The sequence below is a fragment of the Paenibacillus spongiae genome, from assembly GCF_024734895.1.
Taxonomy (GTDB): Bacteria; Bacillota; Bacilli; order Paenibacillales; family Paenibacillaceae; genus Paenibacillus_Z; species Paenibacillus_Z spongiae.
In genome coordinates this window covers 5,343,283-5,369,747 of record NZ_CP091430.1, presented here as the reverse complement: position 1 = coordinate 5,369,747, position 26,465 = coordinate 5,343,283, and the positions used below count along the sequence as shown (strand labels likewise).

The 26,465-nt window shown below is 54.3% G+C and carries 21 protein-coding genes; 17 read left to right on the top strand and 4 right to left on the bottom strand.

Annotated features, from left to right (window positions below; genetic code table 11):
- The first annotated feature begins 62 nt into the window (after positions 1-62).
- The 7 genes from L1F29_RS24335 to L1F29_RS24305 all read left to right on the top strand — a co-directional run bounded on the left by L1F29_RS24335 (position 63) and on the right by L1F29_RS24305 (position 8,875).
- Positions 63-2,762: a hypothetical protein gene (locus L1F29_RS24335; protein ID WP_258384625.1), complete on the top strand. Its 2,700-nt coding sequence runs from the start codon at positions 63-65 to the stop codon at positions 2,760-2,762.
- Positions 2,734-3,759 (top strand): zinc-dependent alcohol dehydrogenase, encoded by a 1,026-nt coding sequence (locus L1F29_RS24330; protein ID WP_258384624.1) that lies wholly within the window; start codon positions 2,734-2,736, stop codon positions 3,757-3,759. The genes L1F29_RS24335 and L1F29_RS24330 overlap by 29 nt, the downstream gene beginning before the upstream one ends.
- Positions 3,760-4,065: 306 nt before the next feature.
- Positions 4,066-5,157, top strand: a complete 1,092-nt coding sequence (locus tag L1F29_RS24325) for a M24 family metallopeptidase (protein WP_258384623.1) — start codon at positions 4,066-4,068, stop codon at positions 5,155-5,157.
- Between the two features lie 48 nt (positions 5,158-5,205).
- Positions 5,206-5,961 carry a YwaF family protein gene (locus L1F29_RS24320; protein ID WP_258384622.1) on the top strand — a complete coding sequence of 252 codons (756 nt, stop codon included), beginning with the start codon at positions 5,206-5,208 and terminating at the stop codon, positions 5,959-5,961.
- A 189-nt stretch (positions 5,962-6,150) separates the two neighbouring features.
- A complete protein-coding gene (locus L1F29_RS24315; protein WP_258384621.1) occupies positions 6,151-7,137 on the top strand; it encodes a Gfo/Idh/MocA family protein in 987 nt (328 codons plus the stop codon).
- A 17-nt stretch (positions 7,138-7,154) separates the two neighbouring features.
- Complete coding sequence (locus L1F29_RS24310; protein ID WP_258384620.1) at positions 7,155-8,087, top strand: aldo/keto reductase; 933 nt, start codon at positions 7,155-7,157, stop codon at positions 8,085-8,087.
- A complete protein-coding gene (locus L1F29_RS24305) occupies positions 8,063-8,875 on the top strand; it encodes an alpha/beta hydrolase (protein WP_258384619.1) in 813 nt (270 codons plus the stop codon). The genes L1F29_RS24310 and L1F29_RS24305 overlap by 25 nt, the downstream gene beginning before the upstream one ends.
- A gap of 61 nt (positions 8,876-8,936) precedes the next feature.
- Here L1F29_RS24305 and L1F29_RS24300 read toward each other — a convergent pair whose 3' ends face one another.
- Together L1F29_RS24300 and L1F29_RS24295 are read right to left on the bottom strand one after the other, a co-directional pair.
- Positions 8,937-9,134: a hypothetical protein gene (locus L1F29_RS24300; protein WP_258384618.1), complete on the bottom strand. Its 198-nt coding sequence runs from the start codon at positions 9,132-9,134 to the stop codon at positions 8,937-8,939.
- 189 nt (positions 9,135-9,323) lie between these two features.
- On the bottom strand, positions 9,324-10,196 hold the full coding sequence (locus L1F29_RS24295; protein ID WP_258384617.1) for an AraC family transcriptional regulator: 873 nt from the start codon (positions 10,194-10,196) through the stop codon (positions 9,324-9,326).
- Between the two features lie 198 nt (positions 10,197-10,394).
- Here L1F29_RS24295 and L1F29_RS24290 point away from each other — a divergent pair, with 198 nt between their 5' ends.
- A complete protein-coding gene (locus L1F29_RS24290) occupies positions 10,395-11,411 on the top strand; it encodes a Gfo/Idh/MocA family protein (RefSeq protein WP_258384616.1) in 1,017 nt (338 codons plus the stop codon).
- 76 nt (positions 11,412-11,487) lie between these two features.
- Here the strand turns inward: L1F29_RS24290 and L1F29_RS24285 are convergent, their stop codons facing one another.
- Entirely contained in the window at positions 11,488-12,414 is a 927-nt protein-coding gene (locus tag L1F29_RS24285) for a phosphatidylinositol-specific phospholipase C/glycerophosphodiester phosphodiesterase family protein (RefSeq protein WP_258384615.1), read from the bottom strand.
- Positions 12,415-12,540: 126 nt separating this feature from the next.
- On the opposite strand from L1F29_RS24285, the gene L1F29_RS24280 reads away from it, so the two are divergent.
- From L1F29_RS24280 to L1F29_RS24255, 6 genes are all read left to right on the top strand, one after another.
- Positions 12,541-13,533, top strand: coding sequence for an aldose 1-epimerase (locus L1F29_RS24280; RefSeq protein WP_258384614.1), 993 nt, complete (start codon positions 12,541-12,543; stop codon positions 13,531-13,533).
- A gap of 381 nt (positions 13,534-13,914) precedes the next feature.
- Positions 13,915-16,041: an EAL domain-containing protein gene (locus L1F29_RS24275; RefSeq protein WP_258384613.1), complete on the top strand. Its 2,127-nt coding sequence runs from the start codon at positions 13,915-13,917 to the stop codon at positions 16,039-16,041.
- A 65-nt stretch (positions 16,042-16,106) separates the two neighbouring features.
- Positions 16,107-17,735: a thiamine pyrophosphate-binding protein gene (locus L1F29_RS24270; protein WP_258384612.1), complete on the top strand. Its 1,629-nt coding sequence runs from the start codon at positions 16,107-16,109 to the stop codon at positions 17,733-17,735.
- Positions 17,736-17,748: 13 nt separating this feature from the next.
- Positions 17,749-18,153: a carboxymuconolactone decarboxylase family protein gene (locus L1F29_RS24265; RefSeq protein ID WP_258384611.1), complete on the top strand. Its 405-nt coding sequence runs from the start codon at positions 17,749-17,751 to the stop codon at positions 18,151-18,153.
- A 177-nt stretch (positions 18,154-18,330) separates the two neighbouring features.
- On the top strand, positions 18,331-20,088 hold the full coding sequence (locus tag L1F29_RS24260) for an ABC transporter ATP-binding protein (RefSeq protein WP_258384610.1): 1,758 nt from the start codon (positions 18,331-18,333) through the stop codon (positions 20,086-20,088).
- Positions 20,069-22,009, top strand: a complete 1,941-nt coding sequence (locus L1F29_RS24255) for an ABC transporter ATP-binding protein (RefSeq protein ID WP_258384609.1) — start codon at positions 20,069-20,071, stop codon at positions 22,007-22,009. Before L1F29_RS24260 ends, L1F29_RS24255 begins: the two co-directional genes overlap by 20 nt.
- A gap of 368 nt (positions 22,010-22,377) precedes the next feature.
- On the opposite strand, the gene L1F29_RS24250 is transcribed toward L1F29_RS24255, so the two are convergent.
- Positions 22,378-23,253, bottom strand: coding sequence for an AraC family transcriptional regulator (locus tag L1F29_RS24250; protein WP_258384608.1), 876 nt, complete (start codon positions 23,251-23,253; stop codon positions 22,378-22,380).
- A 360-nt stretch (positions 23,254-23,613) separates the two neighbouring features.
- On the opposite strand from L1F29_RS24250, the gene fucU reads away from it, so the two are divergent.
- The 3 genes from fucU to L1F29_RS24235 are packed head-to-tail and all read left to right on the top strand — an operon-like array spanning position 23,614 to position 26,434.
- Positions 23,614-24,045 (top strand): L-fucose mutarotase, encoded by a 432-nt coding sequence (gene fucU, locus L1F29_RS24245; RefSeq protein ID WP_258384607.1) that lies wholly within the window; start codon positions 23,614-23,616, stop codon positions 24,043-24,045.
- A 6-nt stretch (positions 24,046-24,051) separates the two neighbouring features.
- A complete protein-coding gene (locus L1F29_RS24240; RefSeq protein ID WP_258384606.1) occupies positions 24,052-24,882 on the top strand; it encodes an amidohydrolase family protein in 831 nt (276 codons plus the stop codon).
- Positions 24,883-24,916: 34 nt separating this feature from the next.
- Positions 24,917-26,434 carry a tagaturonate reductase gene (locus L1F29_RS24235; protein ID WP_258384605.1) on the top strand — a complete coding sequence of 506 codons (1,518 nt, stop codon included), beginning with the start codon at positions 24,917-24,919 and terminating at the stop codon, positions 26,432-26,434.
- The last annotated feature ends 31 nt before the right edge of the window (positions 26,435-26,465 follow it).

Sequence of the window (26,465 nt, the reverse complement as noted above, 5' to 3'; positions counted from 1 at the left end):
GATAACGGCCGATGCCAGGAGCGGGCTCTGATCCTTATCGGCCGCAATGGAGGCTTTACGGAATGGTACTCGAACTGCAAACGGAGCAAGGGCGCCCGGCCCTGTCTTTTCCGCACTTTCCGACACGCATGCAGGCCGTCATATGGCGCAATTGGGGAATGGTCCCGCCGTCGCGGATCGCCGATGTGATGAAGGCGACGGAAGAGGAAATCGTTGAAGCTGCCGCCGGGCTGGGGCTTGGCGAATCGCAGGTTAAGGATGCCAAGTGGCTTGAGCGGGGGTATATCACAATCATTCGGGCCAATTGGCATTTGCTGCCATATGAGCAGCTTCTTCAGCTGCTTGGATGGACGGAGGAGAAGCTGGCTTTCACGTTGAAAGAGGATGACTTTCTATGGATCAAGCTGGGAAGCAGCAAGCCTTGGGCCGAGCCGGTGATTTACAGGCCGCTGACTCCTGAGGAACGGGCTCAGACGGCTTATATAAGCGAAATAGTTTCTGAATATGGTTCTGCCTCCCAGGAGGGCGCTGCCGGATCGGAAGCTGCCGAGCGGCCGTTCGATTTTCTGCATCGTTATAAGAAAGAAACGGCACGCCGCAGCAAACCGGAACGGATGCCGGAGCTAGGCGGAATTCAGATGGATATCCCTTGGACGATTGTAATTCCTGACGATCATCCGATTCTGGAATCGATGGTTGAACGATTCGTCTTGAGGCATGAGTCGGCCTGGGGGGCGAAGTGGAGAATTCATGTCTCTTCTGCCTCCTCCTCTCCGCCGGATCCAGAAGGCGCTGTTCTTGAGATCGTCATCGATGAAGGAGGAACGGTTGCCGCCGACGAGACCCATACGATTTCGGCTGCGGATCGGGCAATTACCATTCACGCTGGCGCCGAACCTGGCATCATGCGGGGTCTGCAATGGCTGGAGCAGCAGATGCGCAAACGCGGCGCCCCCTATGTGTTGAAAGGCGAATTCAGGCGCGCGCCCAGAATGCAGTTCCGCTACATTTACTCGTACAGCGCCGTATATGGCGATCCGCTCCTTGAGCCGGAATTGAATCCGTTTCCGGATGATCTGCTTGAGCGCCTCTCGGATGCAGGCATTAATGGCGTCTGGCTGCAGAGTGTCCTGTACAGCCTTGTCCCGTGGGAGGATGCGCCGGAATTATCGGCCGGCTGGGAGAGACGGCTCGCCAGTCTGCGCGCACTCGTAGAACGGGCGGCACGCTTCGGAATCGGCGTCTACTTGTACTGCAACGAGCCGAGATCCATGCCGCTGTCCTTCTATGAAAGCCAGCCCGATTGGAAGGGACATATCGAAGACGGCCATGCGTCGATGTGCACCTCAAGCCCGGGTGTTCTGGAACTGCTGCGGAATGGGGTTTCACGGCTATTCCGCGAGGTTCCTGGCCTTGCCGGTATGTTCACGATAACAATGTCGGAGAACTTGACGAATTGTTACTCCAGAGCGCCCGGAGGTCTGACGAATTGTCCCCGCTGCAGCAAGAGAACCCGAAGCGACGTAGTCGCAGAAGTGAACCGTGTCATCGCGGAAGGAGCGCATCGCGCGCAGCCGTCGGCACGCATTATTTGTTGGGCTTGGGGGTGGGCGTATGAGGATATTCCATCGATTATCGAACAGCTGCCCGAGAACGTTACGGTCATGTGCAACAGCGAAGAGGCCATTCCGACGAATGTCGGCGGCGTGAAGGGAGAGGTTATCGACTATTCCATATCGGTCGTCGGTCCGGGCGAGAAGGCGCTGCGAAGCTGGCGGCTGGCGCAATCGCGGGGTCTGCGGACAGCGGCCAAGGTACAGTTCAACAATACGTGGGAGTGCTCCGCCGTGCCGTTTCTGCCCGTCTTTCAGCTTATTGAGGAGCACCTGGGCCGTCTGAACGAGTCGGGCGTCTCGGGATTAATGCTGAGCTGGACGCTGGGCGGATATCCGTCGATCAATTTGGAGATGGCTTCCGAATATTATTGGGAATCGGATTCGGAATCGAAGGCCGGAATCGAAGAGCTGCTGGCCGGCAAATTCGGCCGCAGAGCCGGGAAGGCGATCGCGGAAGCTTCCGATGCGTTCAGCAGCGCGTTCCGCGAGTTTCCGTTCGGCATCAATACCGTCTATTTTGCACCGCAAAATTACGGTCCTGCCAATCTGCTGTACATGCAGCCAACCGGCTACGCGGCGACGATGATCGGCTGTCCCTACGACGATCTGCCAGCATGGAGAAGCTTCTACCCGGAGGCCGTCTTTGCGAAGCAGTTCAAGAAGCTGTCCAGCGGATGGAAGAAGGGGCTTCATCGGCTGGAACGGGCCAGAAAGAATCTTCTGCCCGGCACGGAGCGGGAATTCGATGATCTGATGAATGCGGCTTCGGCGGCTTATCTGCATTTTAGAAGCACCTATTCCCAAATCACCTTCGTCATAAGCCGGAACCGCTATCTTAAGGCGAGAAGGCCGGGCACCCGGCTTGAGGCCGGAAGGAAGCTGATGGCGATCGCCCAAGAGGAAGCCGATCACGCCATGCAGCTGATGGAGCTGTTGAAGCGGGATTCAAGAATCGGGTTCGAAGCAAGCAATCATTATTATTACACCGTTCAGGATTTGATCGAGAAGCGGCTGAACTGCCGCCATATCACGAACCAGCTGCAGCAGGCGGCCATTGAAGCCGCCGCAGACGAATATAGCGGTTATGGGCAAGGCGCCATACGGAAGGGGAATAAACATGAACGCATTGGTATGGGTAGCGAATGAGACGATGCAGTGGGAGCCGCGGCCGGATCCGGTTCCGCTGCCAAGCGAAGTATTAATTCAAGTAAAGGCAGTTGGCATATGCGGGTCCGAAATCGAAGGGTATTTGGGACATAACAGCCTTCGGATTCCCCCATTGGTTATGGGACATGAATTTTGCGGAGAAATCGTCGGTATGGGATCCGAAGTATCCGGCTTGCGGGCCGGTCAGAAGGTCGTCGTCAATCCGCTTCTCTTCTGCGGACAATGCCGTTCCTGCATGAAGGGACTGACTCAGCTGTGCGAAAAGCGCAATATTATCGGCATTCACCGGTCAGGCGCATTCGGCGAGCTGGTATCCGTTCCGGCGCAGGCCGTCGTCCCTGTTCCGGACTCGATAAGCCCGTTCCGGGCCGCGCTGTCCGAGCCGCTGGCCTGCTCGCTTCGCGCGACGAAACGGGCGATGGCGGGACATTCCTTGCCGAATGTCCTTGTGTTCGGCGCCGGAGGAATCGGACTATTGTGCGCCATGTCTGCCCGAATATTGGGTGCCTCCAAGATCGCGATCGTCGACCGCAATCCGGATCGACTGGCCATGACGAAGCGTCTCGCGCTTGGCGAGGTTATCAATTCGGCAGCGGAGGATATCCGTTCGAAGGCCTTAGAGCTGTTCGGGGGCGAGGGCGTAGACGTCGTTATTGATGCGGCCGGGTTCCAGGATACGCGGGATACGGCGGTTCGGCTGTTGAATTCGGGCGGCACGCTTATGAATATCGGCCTCGGCATCGACGATACGTCGCTGCCGATGAACCATCTGACACGGCAAGAAATCACGATCCTCGGTTCGTTCTGTTACACCCGCGAGGATTTCAGCGATGCGGTGGCGCTGCTTGTTAGCGGACGAGTCACGGAGGAAGGCTGGACGGAAATCAGGCCGCTGTCCGAAGGCGGCAATGCCTTCGCGGAGCTTGTATCCGGCCGCGTTCATCATGGAAAGATCATTCTGGATCCTGCCTTGTAAGCGTGCAGAGGGGGACGGGACGTTGACCGACTGCCGTCATCCAGCGCAACGCCGCGCCCTGGTTACTGTGCGAGGTTGTGACAAGCTCCGCTTCCACTTTATCAAGGATACGAATGAACGCGGTTATTTGAACCCATCAGCCCGGAAGCGATTCCGGGTTTTTCGTCTTTGGCGGATATCCCGTCAAGGATGCGGATAAGGTGAGGCTCCATGCTTTGCCGGATACAACGGATTTCATGGCTTATGTGCTATAATGTTGGCAGTGAACATATAAGCGATAAGAGAATGAAACGGGATGGTGTACTTATGCAACCTCGCATACAAGCTTTGTATGAATATATGAACGACCAATCGATGGACGCGCTGCTGGTCACGCTGCCGGCCCATATCTTCTATTTGACAGGATTTCGGAGCGAACCGCATGAGCGTTTTCTTGGCCTTGTTCTGGTGAAGGGGGAATCGCCGTTCCTGCTCGTTCCTGCGATCGATCTGGAAGCGGCACAGGCGGCGGCCAATCATATTCCTCATATCCATACGCACTCGGATACCGATAATCCGTACGAAGTGCTAAGCAAGCTGCTGCCCCGCACAATAGGTAAGTTCGGGCTCGAGAAGAGCCACCTGACGGTGAGCCGCTTCGAAGCGCTTACGGCTGCCTGCGGCGCGCGGGAATACGCCGATATTGACGAGGCGCTGCGAGCAATGCGCGTCATTAAGTCGACCGAAGAAATAATCGTTATGCGAAGAGCGGTGCGGATGATCGAAGATGTGCTGCAAGCCGGGATCGCACACGTACGACCGGGCGTCAGCGAGCTGGATCTGGTCGCGGAGCTGGATTACCGGATGAAGAAGCTGGGCGCCGACGGTCCTTCGTTCGACACGATGGTGCTGGCAGGCGAGAAATCGGCACTGCCGCATGGCATACCGGGCGACCGGAAAGTGCAGAACGGGGAACTGCTTCTATTCGATCTTGGCGTTTATCTGGATGGATATGCTTCGGATATTACGCGAACGTTCGCAGTCGGCGATATTGACGATAAGCTGAAGGATATTTATGAGACGGTGCTTGCCGCTAACCGGAAGGCAATTGAAGCGGTGCGTCCGGGCGTGACGCTCGCAAGCTTGGACCGCGCTGCACGGGATACGATCGCATCCAGAGGCTATGGCGAATACTTCATGCATCGGCTTGGCCATGGGCTTGGACTCGATGTGCATGAATATCCGTCCGTACATGGACAGAATGAGGAACGGCTTGCAGCAGGCATGGCGTTCACCATTGAACCGGGCGTCTATGTGGCAGGACTGGGCGGTGTGCGTATCGAGGATGATGTGATCGTAACCGAGGACGGCGTTGAAGTGCTGACGTCTTTCCCGAAAGAGCTTACCGTGATTGGTTAGCGATATATCGACTGAGCAAGAGCAGCCTTTCAAACGCGGAGGGATCTTATGGACAGTTGGTTCGGTATTCATACTGAGGCTGTGTTCAAGGCTTATTCGCCTTCCCACATTGCCGTTCTTGCCGGCTTCGCAGGATTGATCATCCTGCTGTATCTTTCCCGTCAATGGCTTCGCCGGGGACGTAGAAGCCGGTATGGCCGATATGTCCTGGCTGCGGTTCTTGTTCTCTCCGAAGCCGCTCTTAATCTCTGGTATATGGCCAATGACGTTTATAGTCCAAAAGATACGCTGCCGCTTGAGTTATGCAGCATATCCTTGTACCTATGCATCTTCATGCTGCTGTTCAGAAGCCGGATCGCCTTTCAAATCGCATACTTTGCGGGAATTGGCGGAGCGATTCAGGCACTTCTGACGCCAGCGCTATATTATGGGTATCCGCATTTTCGGTTTATTGAATTTTTCGCAGCCCATATTGCCATCATTCTGGCTGTCCTCTACATGGTGTGGGTGGAAGGGTTCCGTCCAACGTGGAAATCGATCCTTCTGACGATGTGCTTTCTGAATGTGCTGCTCGTTATCGTCTCGCTCATTAATTTTATCACCGGCGGGAACTACATGTTTCTGGCGAGAAAACCGGATACGGCGTCTCTTCTGGATATTCTTGGACCTTATCCCTGGTATTTGCTGTCGCTTGAGGCCGTTGCATTGGTCCTCTTTCTTATTCTATATGCGCCTTTTGCCGCTTCGCCCCGGAATAAGGGCAAGCATGCGGATCGGCGCAGTGTTAAGGATATGGGCGAATAGATGCTCCTGCGCAGGCCCGCAGCCGTTCTTTCTAACGAGAGAGCGGCTGTTTTTATTGGCTGAATCGATTTGCCGAGATTACGGGCAGACGACACTTTTTTGATATGCAAAAGCGAAAATGTTGTATATCATTTCATGTCCAACTTGAACTATAATGAGGCCAAATCTAGGAAAGCAGGTGCATCAGAAGTGAGTAAGAAACTACGTTGGGGAGTAATCGGCTGTGCCGGTATTGCGGTAGGCTCCGTAATTCCGGGCATCAAACAATCCGAAACAGGCGAGGTAACCGCCATTGCCAGCCGCGGTCTGGAGAAAGCGCAGCAGACGGCGGCTAAACTCGATATTCCCAAAGCCTATGGAAGCTATGAAGAGATTCTACAGGATTCCGATATTGATGCTATATATATCCCGCTGCCGAACCATCTGCATATGGAATGGAGCATTCGTGCGATGGAAGCGGGCAAGCACGTCCTCTGCGAGAAGCCGATCGCGCTTAACGCGGCAGAGGCGCAGAAGATGGCGGATGTCAGCAAGAAAGCAGGCGTACATCTGGCAGAAGCGTTCATGTACCGGTTCCATCCGCGCTATGACCGCATAAAGGAAATTATCCAGTCTGGGGAGATTGGCGAGCTTCGCGGCATTCATAGTACATTCACGTTCAACAATGCGGGTGACAGCAAGAATGTGCGCTATCGCAAGGAATGGGGCGGCGGTTCGATCTATGATGTCGGCTGCTATCCGCTCTCCGCGGCTCGCCTGCTGCTGGACGCCGAGCCTGAAGCGGCAACCGTGCATGCCCTGTTGTCTCCGGAGCATGACTACGTCGATATGATGGCATCGGGTGTGGTTGAGTTTCCGGGAAGCGTCGCGCTTACGTTCGATTGCGGGATGTGGGCGGCGTTCCGCAATACGCTGGAGGTGCTCGGTACGGAAGGACGGATTGAAGTGCCTTCGGCCTTTATCGGCGACGCGAGCTTTGTTGTCCATACGAGGGACGGCAGGCGGGAAGAGCAGCAGCCGGCACTGAATCAATATGCGCTGCAAGCGGATAACTTTGCCCGTGTCGTATGGGGCGAGCAGCCAGCAAGGTTCGCGCCGGAGGATGCAGTGGCCAATATGAGAATCATCGACGCTTGTTTGGAATCAGCCGAAACGCGTAAACGCGTTGAACTATAGAAGGGGGACAACAGAAGATGAAGACGATTGATTTGCCAGGGTTGAAGCAGGGCGTATCCCGCCTGATCATGGGGTCGGATTATTTCTCTCCGGACGTGTACGAGCTGGTATGTACGAATATGGATGCGTTTACGGCAATCGGGGGCAACACGGTCGATAGCGGGTTTATCTACGGCGGAGGCAAGAGCGAGCAGGCGATCGGCATGTGGATGGAAGACCGGAAGAACCGCGACCGCTTCAATGTCTGGACGAAAGGCGCTCATCCCGACCATAACGGCTCCCGCATGTCCAAGGCAGCCATCGAGGAAGAGCTGAAGATCAGTTTGGAACGGCTTCGTACGGATTATATCGACGTCTACGCGCTCCATCGCGATGATGTGAATGTACCGGTCGGCGCGATTCTGGAATGGCTGAACGAGCATGTGGAAGCGGGCCGGATTCTTGCCTTCGGCGGATCCAACTGGTCCACGGAGCGTCTTGAAGAATCGAACCGCTATGCAGCCGAGCATGGTCTGCGGGGCTTCGACTTCAGCAGTCCCAACCTGAGCCTTGCCAAAGCGAAAGAGCCTTACTGGGCCGATTGCGTGAGTGTGGATGATGTGGCGCTTGCTTGGCACGAGCGTTCAGGGCTGCCGATCTTCTCCTGGTCCTCGCAAGCCCGCGGATTCTTCACCGGCCGCTTCACGCCGGACGATCACTCCGACGCCGATTTGGTACGCGTGTTCTACAATGACGCCAACTGGGAGCGTTATTACCGCGCCGAGAAATTGGGTAAAGAGAAGGGTGCTTCAACGATTCAGATCGCGCTTGCCTATGTGCTCAATCAGTCGTTCCCGACAGCGGCCATTATCGGCCCGCGGAATGAAGCCGAGATGAAGTCTTGTCTAGAAGCGACGCATATTCAACTGTCCCAGGAGGAAATACGATGGCTGGATCTGAGAACGCCTTAATCGAGCTTTGGCCTGAAGGAGCTCCATTTGCAGAAGGAGCGGGCGACGAGGACCGTCCGGCGATTACGCCCTACTTGGCCCAGTCGGGCGGTCCCGGAGCGGTAATCGTCTGTCCCGGAGGCGGCTACGGCATGCGGGCGGATCATGAAGGAGAACCGATCGCAAAGTGGCTGAACCGTCTTGGGATCCATGCATTCGTGCTGCGCTATCGCGTGGAGCCCTACCGGTTCCCAAGTGCGCTGACGGATGTTCAACGGGCGATCCGGTATGTCCGTCATCGCGCAGAGGAGTGGGGAATCGATCCGGGCAAAGTGGGCGTGCTCGGGTTCTCCGCAGGCGGCCATCTGTGTGCGACCGTGGGAACCCATTACGATCTGGGGCTGCCGAATGCAGCCGACCCGATCGACCGGCAATCCTGCCGTCCGGATCTGATGGCCCTCTGTTATCCGGTCATTACGATGCAGCCGCCATATACGCATCAAGGCTCGGTGCACAACCTGCTCGGACCCGCTCCGGAGGAGCGGATGATCAAGCTGCTCAGCAACGAGCTGCAGGTGACGGCGGATACGCCGCCGGCATTTCTATGGCATACGTCGGACGATGAAGCCGTGCCGGTCGAGAACTGTCTCCTCTTTGCCTCCGCGCTGCGGAAGTCTGGCGTTCCGTTCGATCTTCACGTGTACGAGAAAGGTCAGCATGGTCTCGGACTGGCCGAGCATGACGAGCATGTTGCCAATTGGACAACCGTTTGCGGCTTGTGGCTGAAGCGCTACGGCTTCGCCGGTTAGAAGCGGCTTATGGCGGCATACGGCTTGGCTCGATAAGCGAGCGGCGATGTGCAAGGTGTCCCTAGGTACTCCAAATACGCGGCGCGATAACTGCCTGACGGCGGTCGGCCGACTGCATGTCAACGGCTGCACGGTTCAATGTTGAACTGTGCAGCCGTTTGTCGTATTGGGACCCGCTGCGTCCCTCGGTAACGGACAACTGATGCCGGCTTTCCTTGGGCACGGGCGTGAAGCAGACAACGCTAGCCGACCCGTTCATGCGCGGATCGGCTGGTTCCGCGCTGTAAGGCCCAAAAACAGCGTTACAGGCAAAGGGCGAGGGAAGAAGCAGGCTGTAAGTCCGTTTTAGGGCGTTACAGCGGATCGAAATCACGGGGAAGCGAGCGTAAACGGGCCACAAGCGTCAGCCAAGCCCTTCAGATCGCCCGCCAACCAACACTCATCCCCCTCAGACCCTCTTGCGAATTTCGGAAGGTGTGGCGGCTTTCATCTTTTTAAAGATCCGGCCGAAGTAGGTCATGTTGGAGAAGCCGACATTGCCCGCGATTTCCGTCACCGGCAGATCGGTTTCCAGCAGCAGCCGCTCGGCTTCATTGATCCGCAGCAGATGCAAATATTCGATCAGCGTCTTGCCGGTCACCTGTTTAAATACCCGGCAGAAGTGATTGGGGCTTACATTCACCATCCGTGCCGCTTCACTTACGCTGAATGAGTCCATATACCGGCTGCGAAGCACATGCAGCAGCTGCGAGAGATCATGGCCTCTGTGAACGCGCGAACCGGACGTGTTCGCATACTGCTTCGCATAGCGGAAGAACAAGCCGAACACCCGGAGAAGCTCGGCTTTCACGAGAAGCTCGTAACCGGGGGCCTTCCGTTCAAACTCCGACAACAGACGGGAGAACGATTCATTGATTTGTTCGATGAACGGATCCGTCTTCTTCATCGTCCTCGGCCATTTCAACCGCTGCTGCAGATAAGGCAGAAAATAATGATGCTCCGTAATATCCAGGCCGCTTCCGCGTACGAGCGCTTCATTGAACACGATGCAGACCAGCTCCGTGTCCGGCTCAAGGCTCGTGGCGCCGTGCAGCTGCTTGGAGTTGACGAATGCAAGCTCCCCTTGATGTAGCTGCTCGTAATCCGCATCAATTTGAATACGGGTCCTGCCGGACTTGACGAAAATCCATTCCATGTGATCATGCCAGTGCAAATGAATGCCGCCAACGAAAAAAACGTTAATCGGAAACGCCTGATCGGGGATGAACGTATTTTCCTTCAATGGACTGACCGTCATCTCTTGTCCTTTCGTATCATACAATTCTATCGCGGTTATTCCTGATTGTACGTTAGTAAACGTAAACATAGGATCTGAATCGTAAGATTGTATGAATAAGTCGTAATTTTGATTCTAGTATACATGTTACCTGTTTTATACGATAGAGTGAATAGCTCGGCAGGTGCTTCATGCCTAATCGGGCATGTTCCAGCCGGGCTTAGAATGGAAGGGAGCATGCATATGAATAAACATCGCATCATCGTTGCCGGCTGCGGGTCGATGTCGAACGTCTGGCTAGACTACGCAGCGCAGCGGGAAAATGCAGAGATCGTTGGACTTGTCGATATATTCGAGGAAAGCGCCATAGCAATGGCCGAAAGAAGGGGACTGCAGGTCCCTACGTTTACGGAGCTGCAGAAAGCGATTGAAGAGACGAATGCCAACCTTGTGTTCGACGTGACCGTTCCGGCCAGCCATAAGCAAATCGTAACGACCGCGCTGGAAGCCGGCTGCAATGTATTCGGCGAGAAGCCGATGGCGGAATCGCTTCAGGATGCCCGGGAGATCGTCAGAACGGCAGAGCAGAGCGGCAAGCGATATTCGGTAATGCAGAATCGCCGTTATTTGAAACGGATTCGCCCGCTTCGCGACTTTCTGGCTTCCGGAACGATCGGAACGATCGGCTCGGTACATGCCGATTTTTTCATAGGCGCTCATTTCGGCGGGTTTCGCGACATCATGGATAGCCCGCTCATCGTCGATATGGCGATCCATACCTTCGATCAAGCCCGGTTCATCAGCGGCGCCGATCCGGTATCGGTCTATTGCCACGAGTTTAATCCCCCGGGGTCCTGGTACAAAGGGAATGCATCCGCTGTCTGCATCTTCGAAATGAGCGACGGCTCCGTATTTACGTACAGGGGTTCCTGGTGTGCGGAAGGACTGAATACAACGTGGGAAGCGGATTGGCGCATCAATGGCAGCCAAGGCTCGGTCATGTGGGATGGGGCTAACGAGCCGATATGCGAGGTTGTGGATGACAGCAAGACGCCGGAGTTTATTCGCGCGATGAAGAAGATGAAGGTGACCGATGTCTGGGATGGACGGGAAGGGCATTACGGCTGTCTGGACGAAATGTTTGCCGCGCTTGAATCGGGAAGACCGGCAGAGACCGATTGCACGGACAACATCCAAAGCGTCGCAATGGTATTCGGTGCTGTGGAAAGCGCCAGAACAGGCCGGAAAGTGATGCTGTAAGCACGATAAGAAAAGAGCGTGGACCGCTCGCATGTGCTTGTGTCCGCGCTCTTTTCGCTTCATATGACACCGCTCGTTACAGTAAATCCATAATCGGGCGTACGATCGGCAGAAGGAAAATATTTTTCAAGGCTGCCTGCCATACGTTCAAGCTCTTGGCCGGTTCAATGCGAACCGTCTCAAATTCGTCATACGTAATCGAATCGGTATAAAATCCATAAGTGCCTTGGCGTAAATAATCATGCATCTTGTTCGTATCGTTAATCGTATGGACATAGGTTTTGACGCCGGCCCGTTTCAACTGCTTCAAAAAATAAGACTTCGCAAGCGTCTCCGGCATCGTTACCGCATCGATGCGGGAGTTGTCCTTCACGAAGGAGAGCACCTGCTTCTGAGTGTCCGGTGACATATACAGCGTATAAATATACGAAGGGAACTGGAACATCGCGTCTACCTGATGATACATGTTTTGGTTGTAAACCTGGGGAATCACCCTCTGCAGCAGGGAGAGATCCTCGCCGGCTGCCGTTATCATCGCTTGGAACTGCTTCTCGACAAGCTTCGAATCCATGTCTTTCGTGTCGGTAATAAAATAGACGTCTGGATATTTCTTCAATAGCCCTAACAGTTCTTCGAAATCGAGAATCTGGTACGACTTATGCACCTTGAGCGATTTGATCGCCTCGCGCGTCAACGGCTTGCCCTCCAAGCCTTCGGGCGGCGCCTCTTGCTCGAACCGCTTGTACAGATAGGGCTCCCAATCATGGCGGGATATTAAATAGTTGTCGGACGTCAGCTGCAGGTCGACCTCGAACAAGCGGTGTCCCTTCCCGTAATTCAGCTCGAAAGCCTCCAGCGTATTCGTATACGTATAGGAATCGATTTCTCCGAGTCCGTGTGCCACGAGCTCATAATTCGTCCATTCGGGCGCAGGGTCGCCATCTGTCGGATCCAGGGTTAGCGTGAACAGCAAGGACACGGAAATTAACAATTTCAAAAACATAAGGTTCCTCCGGCATCGCGTATTGCTTCTAAAAAAACCTGTATAGGCAAACGAAGCTATCTTCTCTATTGTCCTCTTTATATGATAATCTAATAGTATGAAAAAATGGAAGTAGGAGATGACAAAGTGAGACAATTTTCTGCTTATGAAGGTACATATCAGGGTGAAAAGGCCATTTGGCTGACGGCAGGTTCCTATGAAGCGGCTATTTTGCCTGAAATTGGCGGCAATCTTATCGCATTCCGCGACGTGGAGAATGGCTATCGTTTTCTGCATGAGCCAACGGAAGAGGAAATGCCTTCCTTCAAAGCCAGACCGATTATTCATGGCATTCCGGTGCTGTTCCCGCCTAACCGCTATGAAGACGGGAAATTTCCGTGGAAAGGAAAGACGTATCAATTCCCGGTGAACGAGCCGGACAGGGGAAACCACCTTCATGGATTCGTGTCCGATACGCCGTGGAAAGTGGAAGAGTTTGGCCATACGAATACCGGCAGCTATGTAACCGTTTCACTGACCGTGAATGAAGAGCACGCCGTTTACGCTTATTTACCGCATCTTTTTACCCTAAGGCTGACTTATACGCTAAGCGCCGACGGCCTGTCCCAGCGCGTATTCGTCCGGAATAACGGGCAGGACGAGATGCCATGTCTGCTGGCCTTCCATACTTCGGTTAACGCGCCGTTTGCACCGAACGGATCGGCGAAGGATTACCGCGTCAAGCTGACGATCGGGCAGCGCTGGGAGATGAGCGAGCGCATGCTGCCTACGGGCAAGCATCAGCCTCTTAAAGCGGAGGAAGAGCTGCTTCGGGGAGAAGGGGTTTATCCGTTCTTTGAAGAGATGGATAATCATTACACAGCTGTCACCCAGAACGGCCGGAACCGGATGGAGCTGACCGATACCGAGCTGGGCATTACGCTCGTTTATGACGTGGGAACCTCCTACAAGCAGTGGATGATCTGGAACAATTTTGCGACTGAGGGCTTCTTCTGTCCGGAACCGCAAATCAATCTGGTCAATGCTCCGAATACAGCTCAACCGGCTGAGGAAGCTGGATTGTTCAGCTTGGCGCCGGGCGAGATCTGGGAGGAGACGGCCCGCTTCTATGTAAAGTAAGGTTAGTCACGTATCGTATCTATTCGGCCTTTGACATTTATTGTCAGAGGTCTTATTCAATTGCAGCGGACCGGGAAACTTTGTGTGAGTGATGATTTGTAAAATTTTTACGAGCTAATTCATAAAGCAGCGATTATAATAAACTGAACCATTGTAATATAAATGAAAGAAATTTGTGGTAATTCGGTTTAATAATTGACGGATTAATTTTATAATGATACAAACACAGTTTATTCCCTGTTTATTGTGGGAAGGCCGGGAATAAGGCTTATAGAGGGAAAGCGAGGAGACGCCGGTATGACATCAAAAGAAAAACCCAGCTATATAACCGAGTCACATGAACTGTGTAAAAAAAATAATATACAAGCGGATGTCATGCCTATGTTTAATCAATTCTCCTCCGAGGAGCTGCAATCCAAGCTGGCCAAGTACGAGGAAATACTGGCCGTTACACAATATTTCATGGACAAGCTGTTGGAATCCATACCCGAACATATGCCTCTGCTGGTAGCGGTATGCGACCGCGATGCGACCATCCTGCAGATCGCCGGTGACGAGAACATCAAGAGCATGATGGACGAGGTCGGTTTCAAGGTCGGCGTAGGGTTTTCGGAAGAGATTACAGGGACGAATGTCGTCAGCTTGTCGCTGCGTCACCGGTCCCCGATTCAACTGATCGGCGAGGATCATTATCACGATATTTTTCACGGATCATCCTGTTATTCCGTTCCGTTCAAGTATTCCGAAGATGAGCGGATTATCGGATCGATCGCCATCATGACCACGGTGCACCAGCATAATCCGCTGTTCATCTGCATGCTGCAGACGACGGTGGATTCGATAGAACGCGAGCTCATGCTAAGGAGACAGAATAAGCGGCTCCACATCTTCAATCAAATCATCATGGAAACGAAGAAGAATGCCGCCATCCTGACGGACATGGACGGGATCATTACGGAGCTGAACGGTCCCGCTGCCACGAATTTCGGTCTTAGCCGCTTGGAATTGATCGGCCATTCTGCGTACCGCCTCCCCTATCTGGGTCATTACTTTCAAGAAGTTCTTCGCTCGGGCATGCGTTATGAAGATGTGGAAGTTCGCCTCGAGGATTACAATCTTGTGGGCTTGTTCGATGCCAACCCCATCGTAGACGAGAGCGGCTGTGTCATCGGCGCCTTCGGCCAATTCCGGGATATAACCGAGCGATACGAAGCGGAAGCGAAAATCAACTATATGGCGTATCATGACGAGCTGACATCGCTGCCGAACAGGCGAATGTTCATCCATGCGGCACAAGCCGAGATGGGCCACAGCGGGCGGGCGTCTAATGATCAGCTGGCGATTGTTTTTCTGGATATGGACCGCTTCAAGGTCGTGAATGACTCGCTGGGGCATACGGAAGGCGACCGTCTGCTGAAGCAGGTGGCGGCAAGGCTGAAATCTTCGATTCCGGATCAAGATGTCGTCGCACGAATGGGCGGCGACGAGTTTATGTTCTTGCTTAAGGGATTGAAGGACGAGGAAGAGATGCTGGGTATCGCAGATGGCATTCTGAAGTCGTTCGACAAGCCGTTCATCGTAGGCGGGAGCGACTTCCACGTGTCGGCCAGCCTGGGAATTGCGGTCTACCCGGCCCATGGGGAAGATATCGAAACGCTGATGATTCATGCGGACAGCGCGATGTACCAGGCCAAATCGAGCGGCAAGAACAAGATTACCGTATTCCATCCGCATATGCGGAATTTGACGAACGAGCAGCTTGCGCTGGAGACGGCGATGCGCAAGGCGCTTGAGTCGGATCAGTTCACGCTTCATTATCAGCCTCAGATTCAAATAAAGACCGGAAAGCTTATCGGCATTGAAGCATTGCTTCGATGGAACAGTCCGACGATGGGCGCTATACCGCCAAGCCGGTTTATCCCCGTTGCCGAGGAGACGGGACTCATTCTCCCTCTGGGCGAATGGGTGCTTAAGGAAGCCTGCCGCCAGAACAAAGCCTGGCAGGACGAAGGGTATCCGCCGGTCCGCGTCTCTATTAATCTATCGGCCGTTCAATTCATGAAGAATGATATGATCGATGCGATTAATAACATCCTGTCGGAAACGAAGCTGGATCCGAAGTACTTGGAGCTGGAAATCACGGAGACGATGACGATGGATGTGGCCAAGACCGTCGAGACCTTGAAGCAGCTTCGCGAGCTTGGCGTTCAGATCGCCATGGACGACTTCGGGACGGGCTACAGCTCGCTTAATCATCTCAAACGGTTCGGGCTGCACCGGTTAAAAATCGATCAGTCGTTCGTACGCGATATCATGACGGACAGCAACGATGCGGATATCGTCGGATCGATCATCTTAATGGCGCATCGTCTCGGATTGCTCGTCATTGCGGAAGGGGTCGAAAGCAAAGAGCAATTCGAGTTTTTACAGGCGCATCAATGCGATGAAGTGCAGGGCTTCTATTTCAGCAAACCGTTGCCGCCCGAGGAAGTGGTATTGCTGTTCTGACAGGTTGGTCATACGGCATGTTTTTTTCACGATGCGATTCTTAAAAACAGAGAGGAGTTGTCCCCGTGGAGAGTGTCGCAGCCTTGCTGGCTAAGCATTTTAAGAAATGGAATGTATCCCATATGTTCGGCGTTCCCGGAAAAGCAATTCTGCCGATCATCCAGGCAGCCGATCAGTTGGGCATTGAATTTGTACTGAGCGGCCACGAAGGGGCAGCCGGATTCGAAGCCGCCGGCTACGCCTGGGGGAGAAAGACGCTGGGGGTGTGTCTCGGCACATCCGGTCCGGGAGGAACGAATCTTGTAACCGCGGCTGCGCAGGCGAAAGCTTCCAACCTGCCGATTCTCATTATTACGGGTCATCCAACCATGGCAGGGACGGGAGTCGGGCTGGGTCAGGATGCATCGGCCTTCGGGACGGATATTGTAAAAGTGCTTGAGCCCGTTACCAAATTCAGCATGCGGCTGGAGAGAGCGGAGCTGCTGGAAATCTATTTGAGGCATGCGCTGGACAGCGCCTTTATCGGCGTGAGGGGGCCAGTGCACTTGTCCATACCGTTCGATGTATTCATGGAACGCATTCCTTCATTCGATATCGATATACCGCAAGCCCCGCTGATGTGGTCGAATAATTTGGAGGAAGTCGTCCAAGCGATCGAAGCGGCGGAGCGGCCGGTCATTCTCGCCGGCAAAGGCGTACATAGCGCACATGCTTATGCAGAGCTGCAGGAGGTTGCCGAGCGGTGGGACATCCCGGTCATGACGACCACCAGCGCTAAGGGGACGTTCCCGACCGGTCATCGGCTCTCGCTGGGCGGGCTCGGTCTCGGGGGAACGCCGCATGCCGACAAGTACCTGGAGGATGGCGTCGATCTGATGCTGGTGCTCGGCACCAAGCTTAGCGATATGACGCTATCGGGCTTCAATATGAAGACCATGCTGCCAGGCGCCGTCATCCAGTTCGATTACGATCCGATGTTCATCGGCAAAACCTTCACCTGCCCGACTCTGTCTGTGTTGGGCGACATCAAGGCGAATTTAAGGGGAATGCTCAACCGGCCGGTGAATGAGCAGCGGCAGGAGCAGACGCCTTTATCCGTACGCGTTCCCTATGTGGCTCCCTCCGATTCCAAGGGGCCTTTTATCGCAACCGGCGATGCCATTCGAGCTCTGCAGTCTGAGCTGCCGAGGGATACGGTCCTGTTCGGAGACTGCGGAAGCCATACGTTCTATGCGATTCGTGATTATTCCATCTATGAAGCGGGCACCTTCATCTTCGATAGTCTGTTCGGTGCTATGGGCCATGCGATCGGATATGCGGTAGGCGCGAAGCTGGCAAGGCCCGAGCTGCCGATCGTATGCTTGACCGGCGACGGCTGCATGCTTATGCACGGCACCGAAATTTCTACGGCCGTCAATTATAATGCGCCGCTGATCTTCGTGGTAATTAACAATGGGCGGCTGGACATGGTGGAGAAAGGGATGGTCAAGTATTTGGGAAAGGCGATCGGTGCCGTCTACAAGAAACCGATTGACGCCGCGATGTTCGGAGAGGCGCTCGGCGCGCGCGGATACCGCTGCTATACGGCCGAGGACATCCGCCAAGCGGTGAAGGAAGCGTTAAACTGCTCTTATCCATCTGTAATCGATATCATTGTAGACCCGCTGGAGACGCCTCCAACGATGAAACGATAAGGAGGAATCATCCATGCAGCATGAGAAGGAAGAAAGCCGGATGCAGGCGCACCGGCACCGTAAAGGGCTTGAAGTATTGGACGATATGATGGGTGCAAACGGTCAGATGGCGTATGAGCAGATGCGGAAGCTCCATCCCGATTTCGCCGAAATCTTAATCGGCCTGTTCGGCGATTTCTACTCCCGTCCCGTTCTGGACAAGAAGCAGAAGGCGCTGGTGACCTTAACGACGCTGATTACGCAGGGCGCGCTGCCACAGCTGCGGCTGCATACGAATACGGCATTGAATGCAGGGCTGACTGCGGATGAAATAACCGAAGCCGCCATTCAGTGCATCCCTTACGTCGGTTTCCCGACCGTCACGAATGCGCTTCAGGTCATGCAGGAAGTCATTCATTCACGCTCTATGAGCGAATAATACGGCGATTTACTGCGTACCCCTTAGAATGACGGCGGAATTTCTGGTATCCGATGTCGCTTCTAAGGGGTTGTTTATGCGTTCTATTGGGGCTAAGCTGTTAGTAGATGGAAATATATCGTTGCAGGCGGGAAAGTTGTTTATACTTGAATGTCAAAAACGGGAAGTGATTGCGCGTTGAAGTCACAGAGACTGCTTGTCGATTATTTAAGAGCAAACTGGCATTTTTATGCGCTGGCCGTCGGGTCAACGATGGTAGCGAACGTGATTCAGTCGTATTACCCGAGGCTGATCGGCAGCTTTACCGACCAGCTTCAGCTGGAACAATTGACGAAAGGACTGATAGTTGATTACAGTCTGCTGCTGCTTGGTGTCGGAATAGGCTTCGGACTGCTTGCCGGAGTTGGCCAGTATCTGATCATGCGTCTTGGCAGAAGGTTCGAATATTACACCCGGAACCGGCTGTTCGATCATTTTACCACACTGGGGGAGAGCTATTATTCCAAGCATGGCGTAGGCAAGCTGCTCAGTTACGTGATGAACGACGTCACGGCTGTCCGGGAATCGATCTCGGCCGGCGTGAACCAGACCGCCAATGCTACGATGCTCATTATATCCTCGCTCGTCATGATGCTGATCAGCTCCATTCCACCCTTGTTGATTGCCGTCTGCATGCTGCCGCTGATTGCAATCCCATTCATCGTTATTCGAATCGGACCGGTCATCAAGCAGCGGTCGCGTACCGTCCAAGAGTCGCTCGGACAGATGACCGAATCGGCGGAGGAACAGTTCGGCGGGATCCGGGTTACGAAGAAGTTCGCCGTAGAGCCGATCATGAGGCGGCGGTTCGGCGAAACGGTGGACCGGATTCGCGACAACCAGCTCAGCTTAGTACGGATATCCTCATTGTTTCAGGCCATCATCCCTTTTCTTGGCGCGATATCCGTTATCGTCACGTTGGCTTTCGGCGGTTATTTGGCGATACAGGGGCAGCTGTCGATCGGACAATTTGTAGCGCTTACATTGTATGTCCGAATGATGGTAGGCCCTCTGCAGCAAATTGGAAACGTCATCAATACGATGCAGCGGTCGAGGGCGTCCATGGAACGTCTTAACAACCTGCTGGGCATGAAAGGCGAGATCCAGGAATCGGAGCTTGCGAAAGCCGTTGCCTTGGACAGCACCGGTATTCGTATCCGACACCTCTCGTTCACTTATCCCGGCGCATCGAAGGAAACGCTTCATGATCTCAACCTGGATATTGCGCCTGGCAGCACGATCGGCATCATTGGCAAGACCGGCAGCGGTAAGACGACGCTCGTGAAGCTGCTGCTTCGTGTTTACGATCCGCCGTCCGATACCGTTCTGTTCGGCCATACGGATATCCGTGAGATGACGCTGGAGAGCTTGCGCAATCAGATCGGTTACGTACCCCAGGACGGCTTTCTGTTCAGTACGACGATACGGGATAATATCTCGTTTTTCCGCAGGGACTCTTCGATGGACAAAGTCGAGCGAGCGGCCAAGCAGGCGCAGATATACGGAAGTATTGTATCGTTCCCGGAGAAATTCGAGACGAAGCTCGGCGAGCGGGGGATAACGTTATCGGGCGGCCAGCGTCAACGGACGAGTTTGGCGAGGGGGCTCATTAAGAATGCGCCGATTCTCATTCTGGACGACAGCGTCAGTGCTGTCGACGCCGTGACGGAGACGAGCATCATCGAGACCATCCGCAAAGAACGCCGCGGCAAGACAACACTGCTGATTGCGCACCGCATCAGCGCCCTTAAGCATGCCGACGAGATCATCGTGCTAGATGAGGGGCGGATCGTCCAGCGTGGAACACATGGCGAGCTGCTCGCCGTTCCGGGGATCTACCGGACGCTCCATTCCATACAAGAGGAGGGGAGCTCATATGCCGAAGGGGGACGCTAGACCGGAATCGGGATCCGGCGACAATCCGGCGCCCGGAAGAGCCGGGAACAATCAAGCTAAGGAAGACGGGAGAGCAAGTGTTATAGGGAAGGATCGGGCGGCCGGTAAGAAGAGCAGGAAAGGTCAAGCAAAGGACGACCCGGGCATAGGTTCGAATCCGAACGTGAAGGACGGAGCCGCATTCAGAATCCTCGCCGGGTATGCCAAGCCGCATCGACTCACCTTCTTCTGGGTGGTATGCTGCGCCGTAATCGCGATAGCCGCCGATTTATTGCAGCCGTATTTAATGAAAATCGCGATCGACGACAATTTGATGGTCGGGAAGAACGATTTTGGCACCATACTTGGCATTAGCGGGATCTTTCTCTTCCTTTCCGTCACCGGCCTGCTGTTCAGCTATTTGCAAAACAATCTGCTGCAGTATGCCGGGCAGAGCATTGTCGCGCGAATACGCAAAGAATTATTTGAGCATATTTCAAAGCTGTCGATGTCTTATTTTGACCGCGTTCCTACAGGCAGCCTGATTACGCATGTATCGAGCGATACCGAGACGGTGAGCCAATTTTTTACCCAGGTGCTGTTAAGCGTGGTGCGCGATGGGTTGACGCTTATTTTTATTATCGTGCTTATGTTCCACCTGGATGCGACGCTGGCCTTATACTGTATGATTCTGCTCCCGATTATCGCCATCATAGCGATCAGCTTCCGCACGTATATGCGTAAGACGTACCAGCTCTCCCGTACGCAGCTGTCCCGGCTTGTCGCTTTCGTTGCCGAGAACTTGGCCGGTATGAACCTGATCCAAGTGTTCCATCAGGAGAAGGAGCAGCAGGAGCAGTTTACGAACCGGAACAGCTCCTATTTTCGCGCCAATCTGCGGGAAATACGGACGAACGTCCTGTTTAACCGTTCATTCGATATGCTTGGCAATATGTCCGTCGCCTTCGTTACTTGGCTGGGGGGCATGGCGGTTTTCAATAAAAATATGGAGTTCGGCGTCTTGTATGCGTTCATAACGTATATTCGCTTATTCTTCCAGCCGATAAATGCCATCACTCAGCAGTGGAACACGCTCCAATCGACGAATGTATCCGTGCAGCGGATTTGGTCGATCTTCTCGGTCGTTCCGGAAATACAGAATAGTGACGAGCCGCAGTCCATAAGCTTGCCCGAGATTAAGGGGCGCATCGATTTCAACCGCGTGACCTTCGGCTACGAAGCGAATATGCCGATTATTAAAGATCTCGACCTGCACATCCGGCCGGGGGAGATGATCGGTGTCGTCGGCACGACCGGGGCGGGCAAGAGCACGATGATCAGCCTGCTGTGCCGGTTCTACGATGTTCAGGCCGGAAGCGTTCTCATCGATGGATGCGACATTCGCGATATGGAGCAGTCCGATCTGCAGCGTCTCATTGGACTCGTTCAGCAGGAGCCTTATTTGTACTCGGGGAGCATTATCGACAATGTACGTTTGTTCGACGAATCCATTCCGAGGGAGGAAGTGATCCGCGCCTGCAAATTCGTCGGAGCGGATCCGCTCGTCCAGCGGATGAAGGACGGTTACGATACCCTGTTATCCGAGCGTGGAAGCGGTTTGTCGGCGGGGGAGAGGCAGCTGATCTCGTTCGCGAGAATTATCGTATTCAAGCCCAAGGTGCTTATACTCGACGAAGCGACCGCCAACCTCGACTCGCAAACCGAGCAGCTGATCCAATCGGCGCTGCACGTGGTGTCCGAAGGGCGGACGACGCTCGTCATTGCGCACCGGCTGTCGACGATCATGCAGGCCGACCGCATTCTTGTCATGCGTCATGGTGAAGTCGTCGAGGAGGGCACGCACCGGCAGCTGCTCAATCAGCATGGCTATTATGAGCAGCTGTATCTGCACTCGCAAGGCAAGGTCAATTACGGCGCTTGATGGGTGAGGGCTGGGAGTCCGAGACACCTAAGGGGCCTGGGAGCTCAAGAAACCTAGTGAGCTTAAGGAGAGCCCAAGGAGCCCAGGGAACCTAGGGAACCCAGGGAACGAGGAACCGAGGAACCCAGGAGCCTAGGAGCCCAGGAGCCCAGGAACCCGGGAACCAAGGATCCCAAGGAACCCAAGGAACCCAGGGAGCTCGAGGATCCTAGGGAGCCCAGGAACCCAGGAACCCAGGAACCCAGGAACCCAGGGAACCCAGGCACCCAGGGGACCTAGGGAACCCAGGAGCCCAAAGAACCAAAGATCCCAAAGATCCCAAGGCAACCCTAAGACCCGAAACTAAGGAGGCTATGCGCTTAAGGGAGTTAAGGATGCTTTGGTTTAACGCCTTTCTTGTAGGCGGCGGGTGTCAGGCCGGCGATCTTCTTGAACATCCGATGAAAATGCGGGAGGCTCTCGAAGCCGCAACGCTCAGCTACGATGGCAATGCTGTCATCGGATTCGAGAAGCAGCTCTTTGGCGCGGATAATGCGTTTGGTCGTCACATACTCGGTTACATTCATGCCGGTCAGCTGCTTGAAGACGCGGGAGAAATGGGCGGGCGTGACGCTGGCATGCCGTGATAGCGAAGCAAGACTCAGGTTGCCGTCGAGCTGGCTATCCATTTCTGCAAGCAGCTGCTTCATCCAGCGGGGCCCGATAGTCGACTCGGAGAGCCGCGGCTCTTCATCAGGCGCAACCAAGCGGGTTATCCGCAGAAGTATCTGCTGGACATGAAGCAGTACAGCGTGGCGGTAGCCCGGATGGGCTTCCGCCATTTCCCTGTGTATCGTATCTATATCTGACTCCAACAGCTGCCGCTCCAATATCGGAGTTTCGATTTTATAAGTTTTGCTCCGCTTGGCATGCTCGAAGCATCCGATTAAGGAAAACGCGTCGCCCAGATACGTATTCTGCAAGAGAACGGGACCGAAGAATATCGCAGTGGATGTGATTGGCTGAACATAGTCAGGGAAAGCGCGGTGGATCGTGTTGCCCGGGATGAGAAATACATTGCCCGGTTCCATGTCGTAGAACGTTTGATCGATGAAAAAAGTACCTTTGCCCCCATAAACGTACACTAGCTCGTACCAGTCGTGGAGATGATCGGGAAGCTCGCTTTGCGAGCTTTTGGTGTCTTTATAGACGAATGCGAATGGAAAGGGCGAATTCGCTTCGAAATGCTTGCGTAACGGATTCATAGGGATAACACTCCAATGTAAAATGAATCGAGTAAAGTTAGGTTTCACTCCCGTGCGCCTGTCGTTGAAACCAGAAACTGCTGAACTTCGGACCAGCGCCCGATTGAATGCCATGTGCTCGGCTTCGGACGGAGGCGGTAACACCGAAAAACGGCGTTACAGCAGGGCAAAGCGCAGAGTGTGCGCACTGTTAGTTCCTTTTTGGGACTTACACAGCCACTCAGTACGTGTCCCGCTGCGCCTACCATTCGAGAATATCAAAATCGGTTACAAATGTGCAAGGATAGGCTATTTTATTATTTGATATTGTTGATACAATACAAGTAAAAGAATTTTACGCAAGAGAGGAAGTATGCGATCATGCTTATCGGAATTTCGAAATTAATATCGCCTGAGTTATTAAAAACGCTGATGGAAATGGGACACGGGGATGAAATCGTGCTTGGGGATGCGAATTTCCCGGCTGCGAGCATGGCGCAAAGGTTGATTCGCGCCGACGGCCATTCGGGGCCGGAGCTGTTGGAGGCCATCTTGAAGCTCTTCCCGCTCGACATCTATGTCGATCGTCCTGCAGCGCTCATGGAAGTCGTTCCCGGCGATCAGGTGGAAACCCCGATATGGAAGCAATACGAGGATATTATTGAGAAGCATTCATCGATCAAAGAGCCCTTCGAGTTTGTCGAGCGCTTCGCATTCTATGAGCGGGCCAAGCAAGCTTATGCGATTGTCGCCACAGGGGAAAGCGCGCTGTACGCCAACATCATCTTGAAAAAAGGCGTTATTAAGGAGTAGATCACGATGCGTATCGATGCCCATCAACATTATTGGAAGCTAGGCCGCGGCGATTACAATTGGCTGTCGCCGAATTCGGGCGTTCTGTACCGGGACTATCTGCCAGAGGAGCTGCTCCCGCATGTGCGGGAGCACCAGCTCGACGGCACGATTCTCGTACAAGCCGCGGCAACGCTTGAAGAGACCGAATACATGCTGTCGCTGAGCGATACGAACGATTCGATTCTCGGCGTTGTCGGCTGGCTCGACCTTCATGATCCGGCTTATCGCGACCACTTCGAGAAATTTAGCCGTCATCCGAAATTCGCCGGCTTTCGCGTCATGATTCAAGACATGCCCGATGCCCATGAAGTATTGGAGCCCGATGTCGTCGAGGCGCTTACCTACTTCGCCGGGAAGGACGTCCCCGTTGATCTGCTTCTCGTTTCCCATCAGTTGGACGTGGTCGTCGAGCTGCTGGAGCGGGTACCCGGACTGCGCGGCGTCATCGACCATATTGCCAAACCAAGAATTGCCGATGGCATTCTCGAGCCTTGGATGAGTCAGATGAGCGCCATCGCGAAGCATCCGAACATCTACTGCAAGCTATCCGGCATGGTGACCGAGGCTGATCATACGTCATGGAAGCCTCAAGATTTTTCGGCATATATCCGGCCCATCCTCGATATGTTCGGCCCAGAGCGCGTAATGTTCGGCAGCGATTGGCCGGTATGCCTGTTGGCGGCAAGCTATGATCAAGTGGTGGATATTCTGGAGCAGGCGCTGCCGGATTCGCTGTCAGCGGAGGATCGGGCCAAGCTGTTCGGGCTGAATGCGAAGAAGTTTTACAAACTATAGCCTCCATTCCGGGGCCGAAGAGAGGTAGACATTGATGCAGCGCGACGATTCCCGGCCGCTACTGAATCCGAATGTCATAACGGAAGAACAGCGGCATCTGTTCGAGTCGATGAAGGCAAGTCCGGTAACGGTTCTGCAAGTCGGTGAAGGAAACTTTCTGCGCGGTTTTGTCGATTGGATGCTGCATGAATGCCGCAAGCAGGGGCTGTTTGCCGGCAGCGTAGCGGTAACGCAGCCTCGGCCAGCGGGAGCGCCGAAGATCGAAGCGCTCCGCAAGCAGGAAGGTATGTATACGCTAGTTACCCGTGGTTTAGAGAAGGGAGAGCGTGTGGAGCGGCAGGAGCTGATCTCCGTGTTCGCCGAAGCATTCGATCCTTATTCGGATTGGGAACGTTTTCTGAAGCTGGCGGAATCCCCCGACCTGCAGACGATTGTATCGAATACGACGGAAGCAGGACTGGCCTACCGGGCGGAAGATCTTGTGGAAGGCGTTCCCGTTGCTTCTTTTCCAGGCAAAATAACGCTTCTGCTCTACCGCCGCTTCGTTGCATTCGATGGGGCGGAGAACCGGGGGCTCATCCTGCTCCCCTGCGAGCTGCTGGAGCGAAACGGCGATGAGCTTCGCCGCTGCGTGCTGCAATACAGCGAGGATTGGGGACTGCCGGAGTCGTTCCGTCAGTGGGTAATCCGCTCCAACCGCTTTCTCAATTCGCTTGTGGATCGCATCGTGACCGGTTATCCGGAGGAGGGAGCCGAGGCTTGGTTCGCCGAATGGGGCTACCGCGATGCGCTGCTCAATACGGCTGAGCCCTATCATTTCTGGGCGATTGAAGCGGAGCCGGAGCTCGATGAGCTTCTTCCCTTCCGCCAAGCGGGACTTAACGTTCATTGGGTGGAGGACTTAAAGCCTTATCAACTGCGAAAAGTAAGGATCTTGAACGGGGCGCACACGCTGATGACGCCAATCGGGATTCTGCTCGGACTGGAGCAGGTGCGCGAGGTTATGGAGCATAAGGAGCTGGGCGGCTTCGTGCGCCAAACCGTGGAGAGCGATATTATACCAGCCGTTTCGCTGCCTGCGGGGGAACTGAAGGAGTTTGCCGCAGAGGTGTTCGAACGGTTCGGCAATCCGTTCATTCGCCACAAGCTATCGGATATTGCCATGAACAGCATCAGCAAGTTCAAAGTACGGCTGCTGCCCTCGATTCTTTACTATATCGATCATGGTGAGCGTGTGCCGGATCGGTTGTTGAAGGGCTTCGCGGCGCTGCTTCGGTATTACAAAACCGACAAGCTGGCAGACGGCAGCTTCGAAGGCAGGACGCTGACAGGCAAGCGGTATACCGTCAGGGATGACGCCGCTTTAGCCGAAGCGCTTAGCAGCGCATGGTCGTCTGCCGAGGAAGATAATAGCGGCTTATCTGTGCAACATCGGACAGCACAGCGGCTGCTGGCATGTACCTTCGTTTGGGATCGGGATTTGTCGGCCGTGGAAGGCCTTGCGGAAGCGATCGGCATTCAATTCGATCAACTGGAGGAACGGTATGAATAATTGGATCCGTCTGCATGAGAAGGACCATGTC

Bases quoted from the DNA above. Each gene is read 5' to 3' on its own strand.
- L1F29_RS24290 (WP_258384616.1), top strand. From the start codon at position 10,395: ATGAATAAACATCGCATCATCGTTGCCGGCTGCGGGTCGATGTCGAAC.
- L1F29_RS24235 (WP_258384605.1), top strand. From the start codon at position 24,917: ATGCAGCGCGACGATTCCCGGCCGCTACTGAATCCGAATGTCATAACG.
- L1F29_RS24300 (WP_258384618.1), bottom strand. From the start codon at position 9,134: ATGAACGGGTCGGCTAGCGTTGTCTGCTTCACGCCCGTGCCCAAGGAA.
- L1F29_RS24275 (WP_258384613.1), top strand. From the start codon at position 13,915: ATGTTTAATCAATTCTCCTCCGAGGAGCTGCAATCCAAGCTGGCCAAG.
- L1F29_RS24335 (WP_258384625.1), top strand. From the start codon at position 63: ATGGTACTCGAACTGCAAACGGAGCAAGGGCGCCCGGCCCTGTCTTTT.
- L1F29_RS24255 (WP_258384609.1), top strand. From the start codon at position 20,069: ATGCCGAAGGGGGACGCTAGACCGGAATCGGGATCCGGCGACAATCCG.
- L1F29_RS24250 (WP_258384608.1), bottom strand. From the start codon at position 23,253: ATGAATCCGTTACGCAAGCATTTCGAAGCGAATTCGCCCTTTCCATTC.
- L1F29_RS24320 (WP_258384622.1), top strand. From the start codon at position 5,206: ATGGACAGTTGGTTCGGTATTCATACTGAGGCTGTGTTCAAGGCTTAT.
- L1F29_RS24330 (WP_258384624.1), top strand. From the start codon at position 2,734: ATGAACGCATTGGTATGGGTAGCGAATGAGACGATGCAGTGGGAGCCG.
- L1F29_RS24325 (WP_258384623.1), top strand. From the start codon at position 4,066: ATGCAACCTCGCATACAAGCTTTGTATGAATATATGAACGACCAATCG.
- L1F29_RS24265 (WP_258384611.1), top strand. From the start codon at position 17,749: ATGCAGCATGAGAAGGAAGAAAGCCGGATGCAGGCGCACCGGCACCGT.
- L1F29_RS24285 (WP_258384615.1), bottom strand. From the start codon at position 12,414: ATGTTTTTGAAATTGTTAATTTCCGTGTCCTTGCTGTTCACGCTAACC.
- L1F29_RS24240 (WP_258384606.1), top strand. From the start codon at position 24,052: ATGCGTATCGATGCCCATCAACATTATTGGAAGCTAGGCCGCGGCGAT.
- L1F29_RS24305 (WP_258384619.1), top strand. From the start codon at position 8,063: ATGGCTGGATCTGAGAACGCCTTAATCGAGCTTTGGCCTGAAGGAGCT.
- L1F29_RS24310 (WP_258384620.1), top strand. From the start codon at position 7,155: ATGAAGACGATTGATTTGCCAGGGTTGAAGCAGGGCGTATCCCGCCTG.
- fucU (WP_258384607.1), top strand. From the start codon at position 23,614: ATGCTTATCGGAATTTCGAAATTAATATCGCCTGAGTTATTAAAAACG.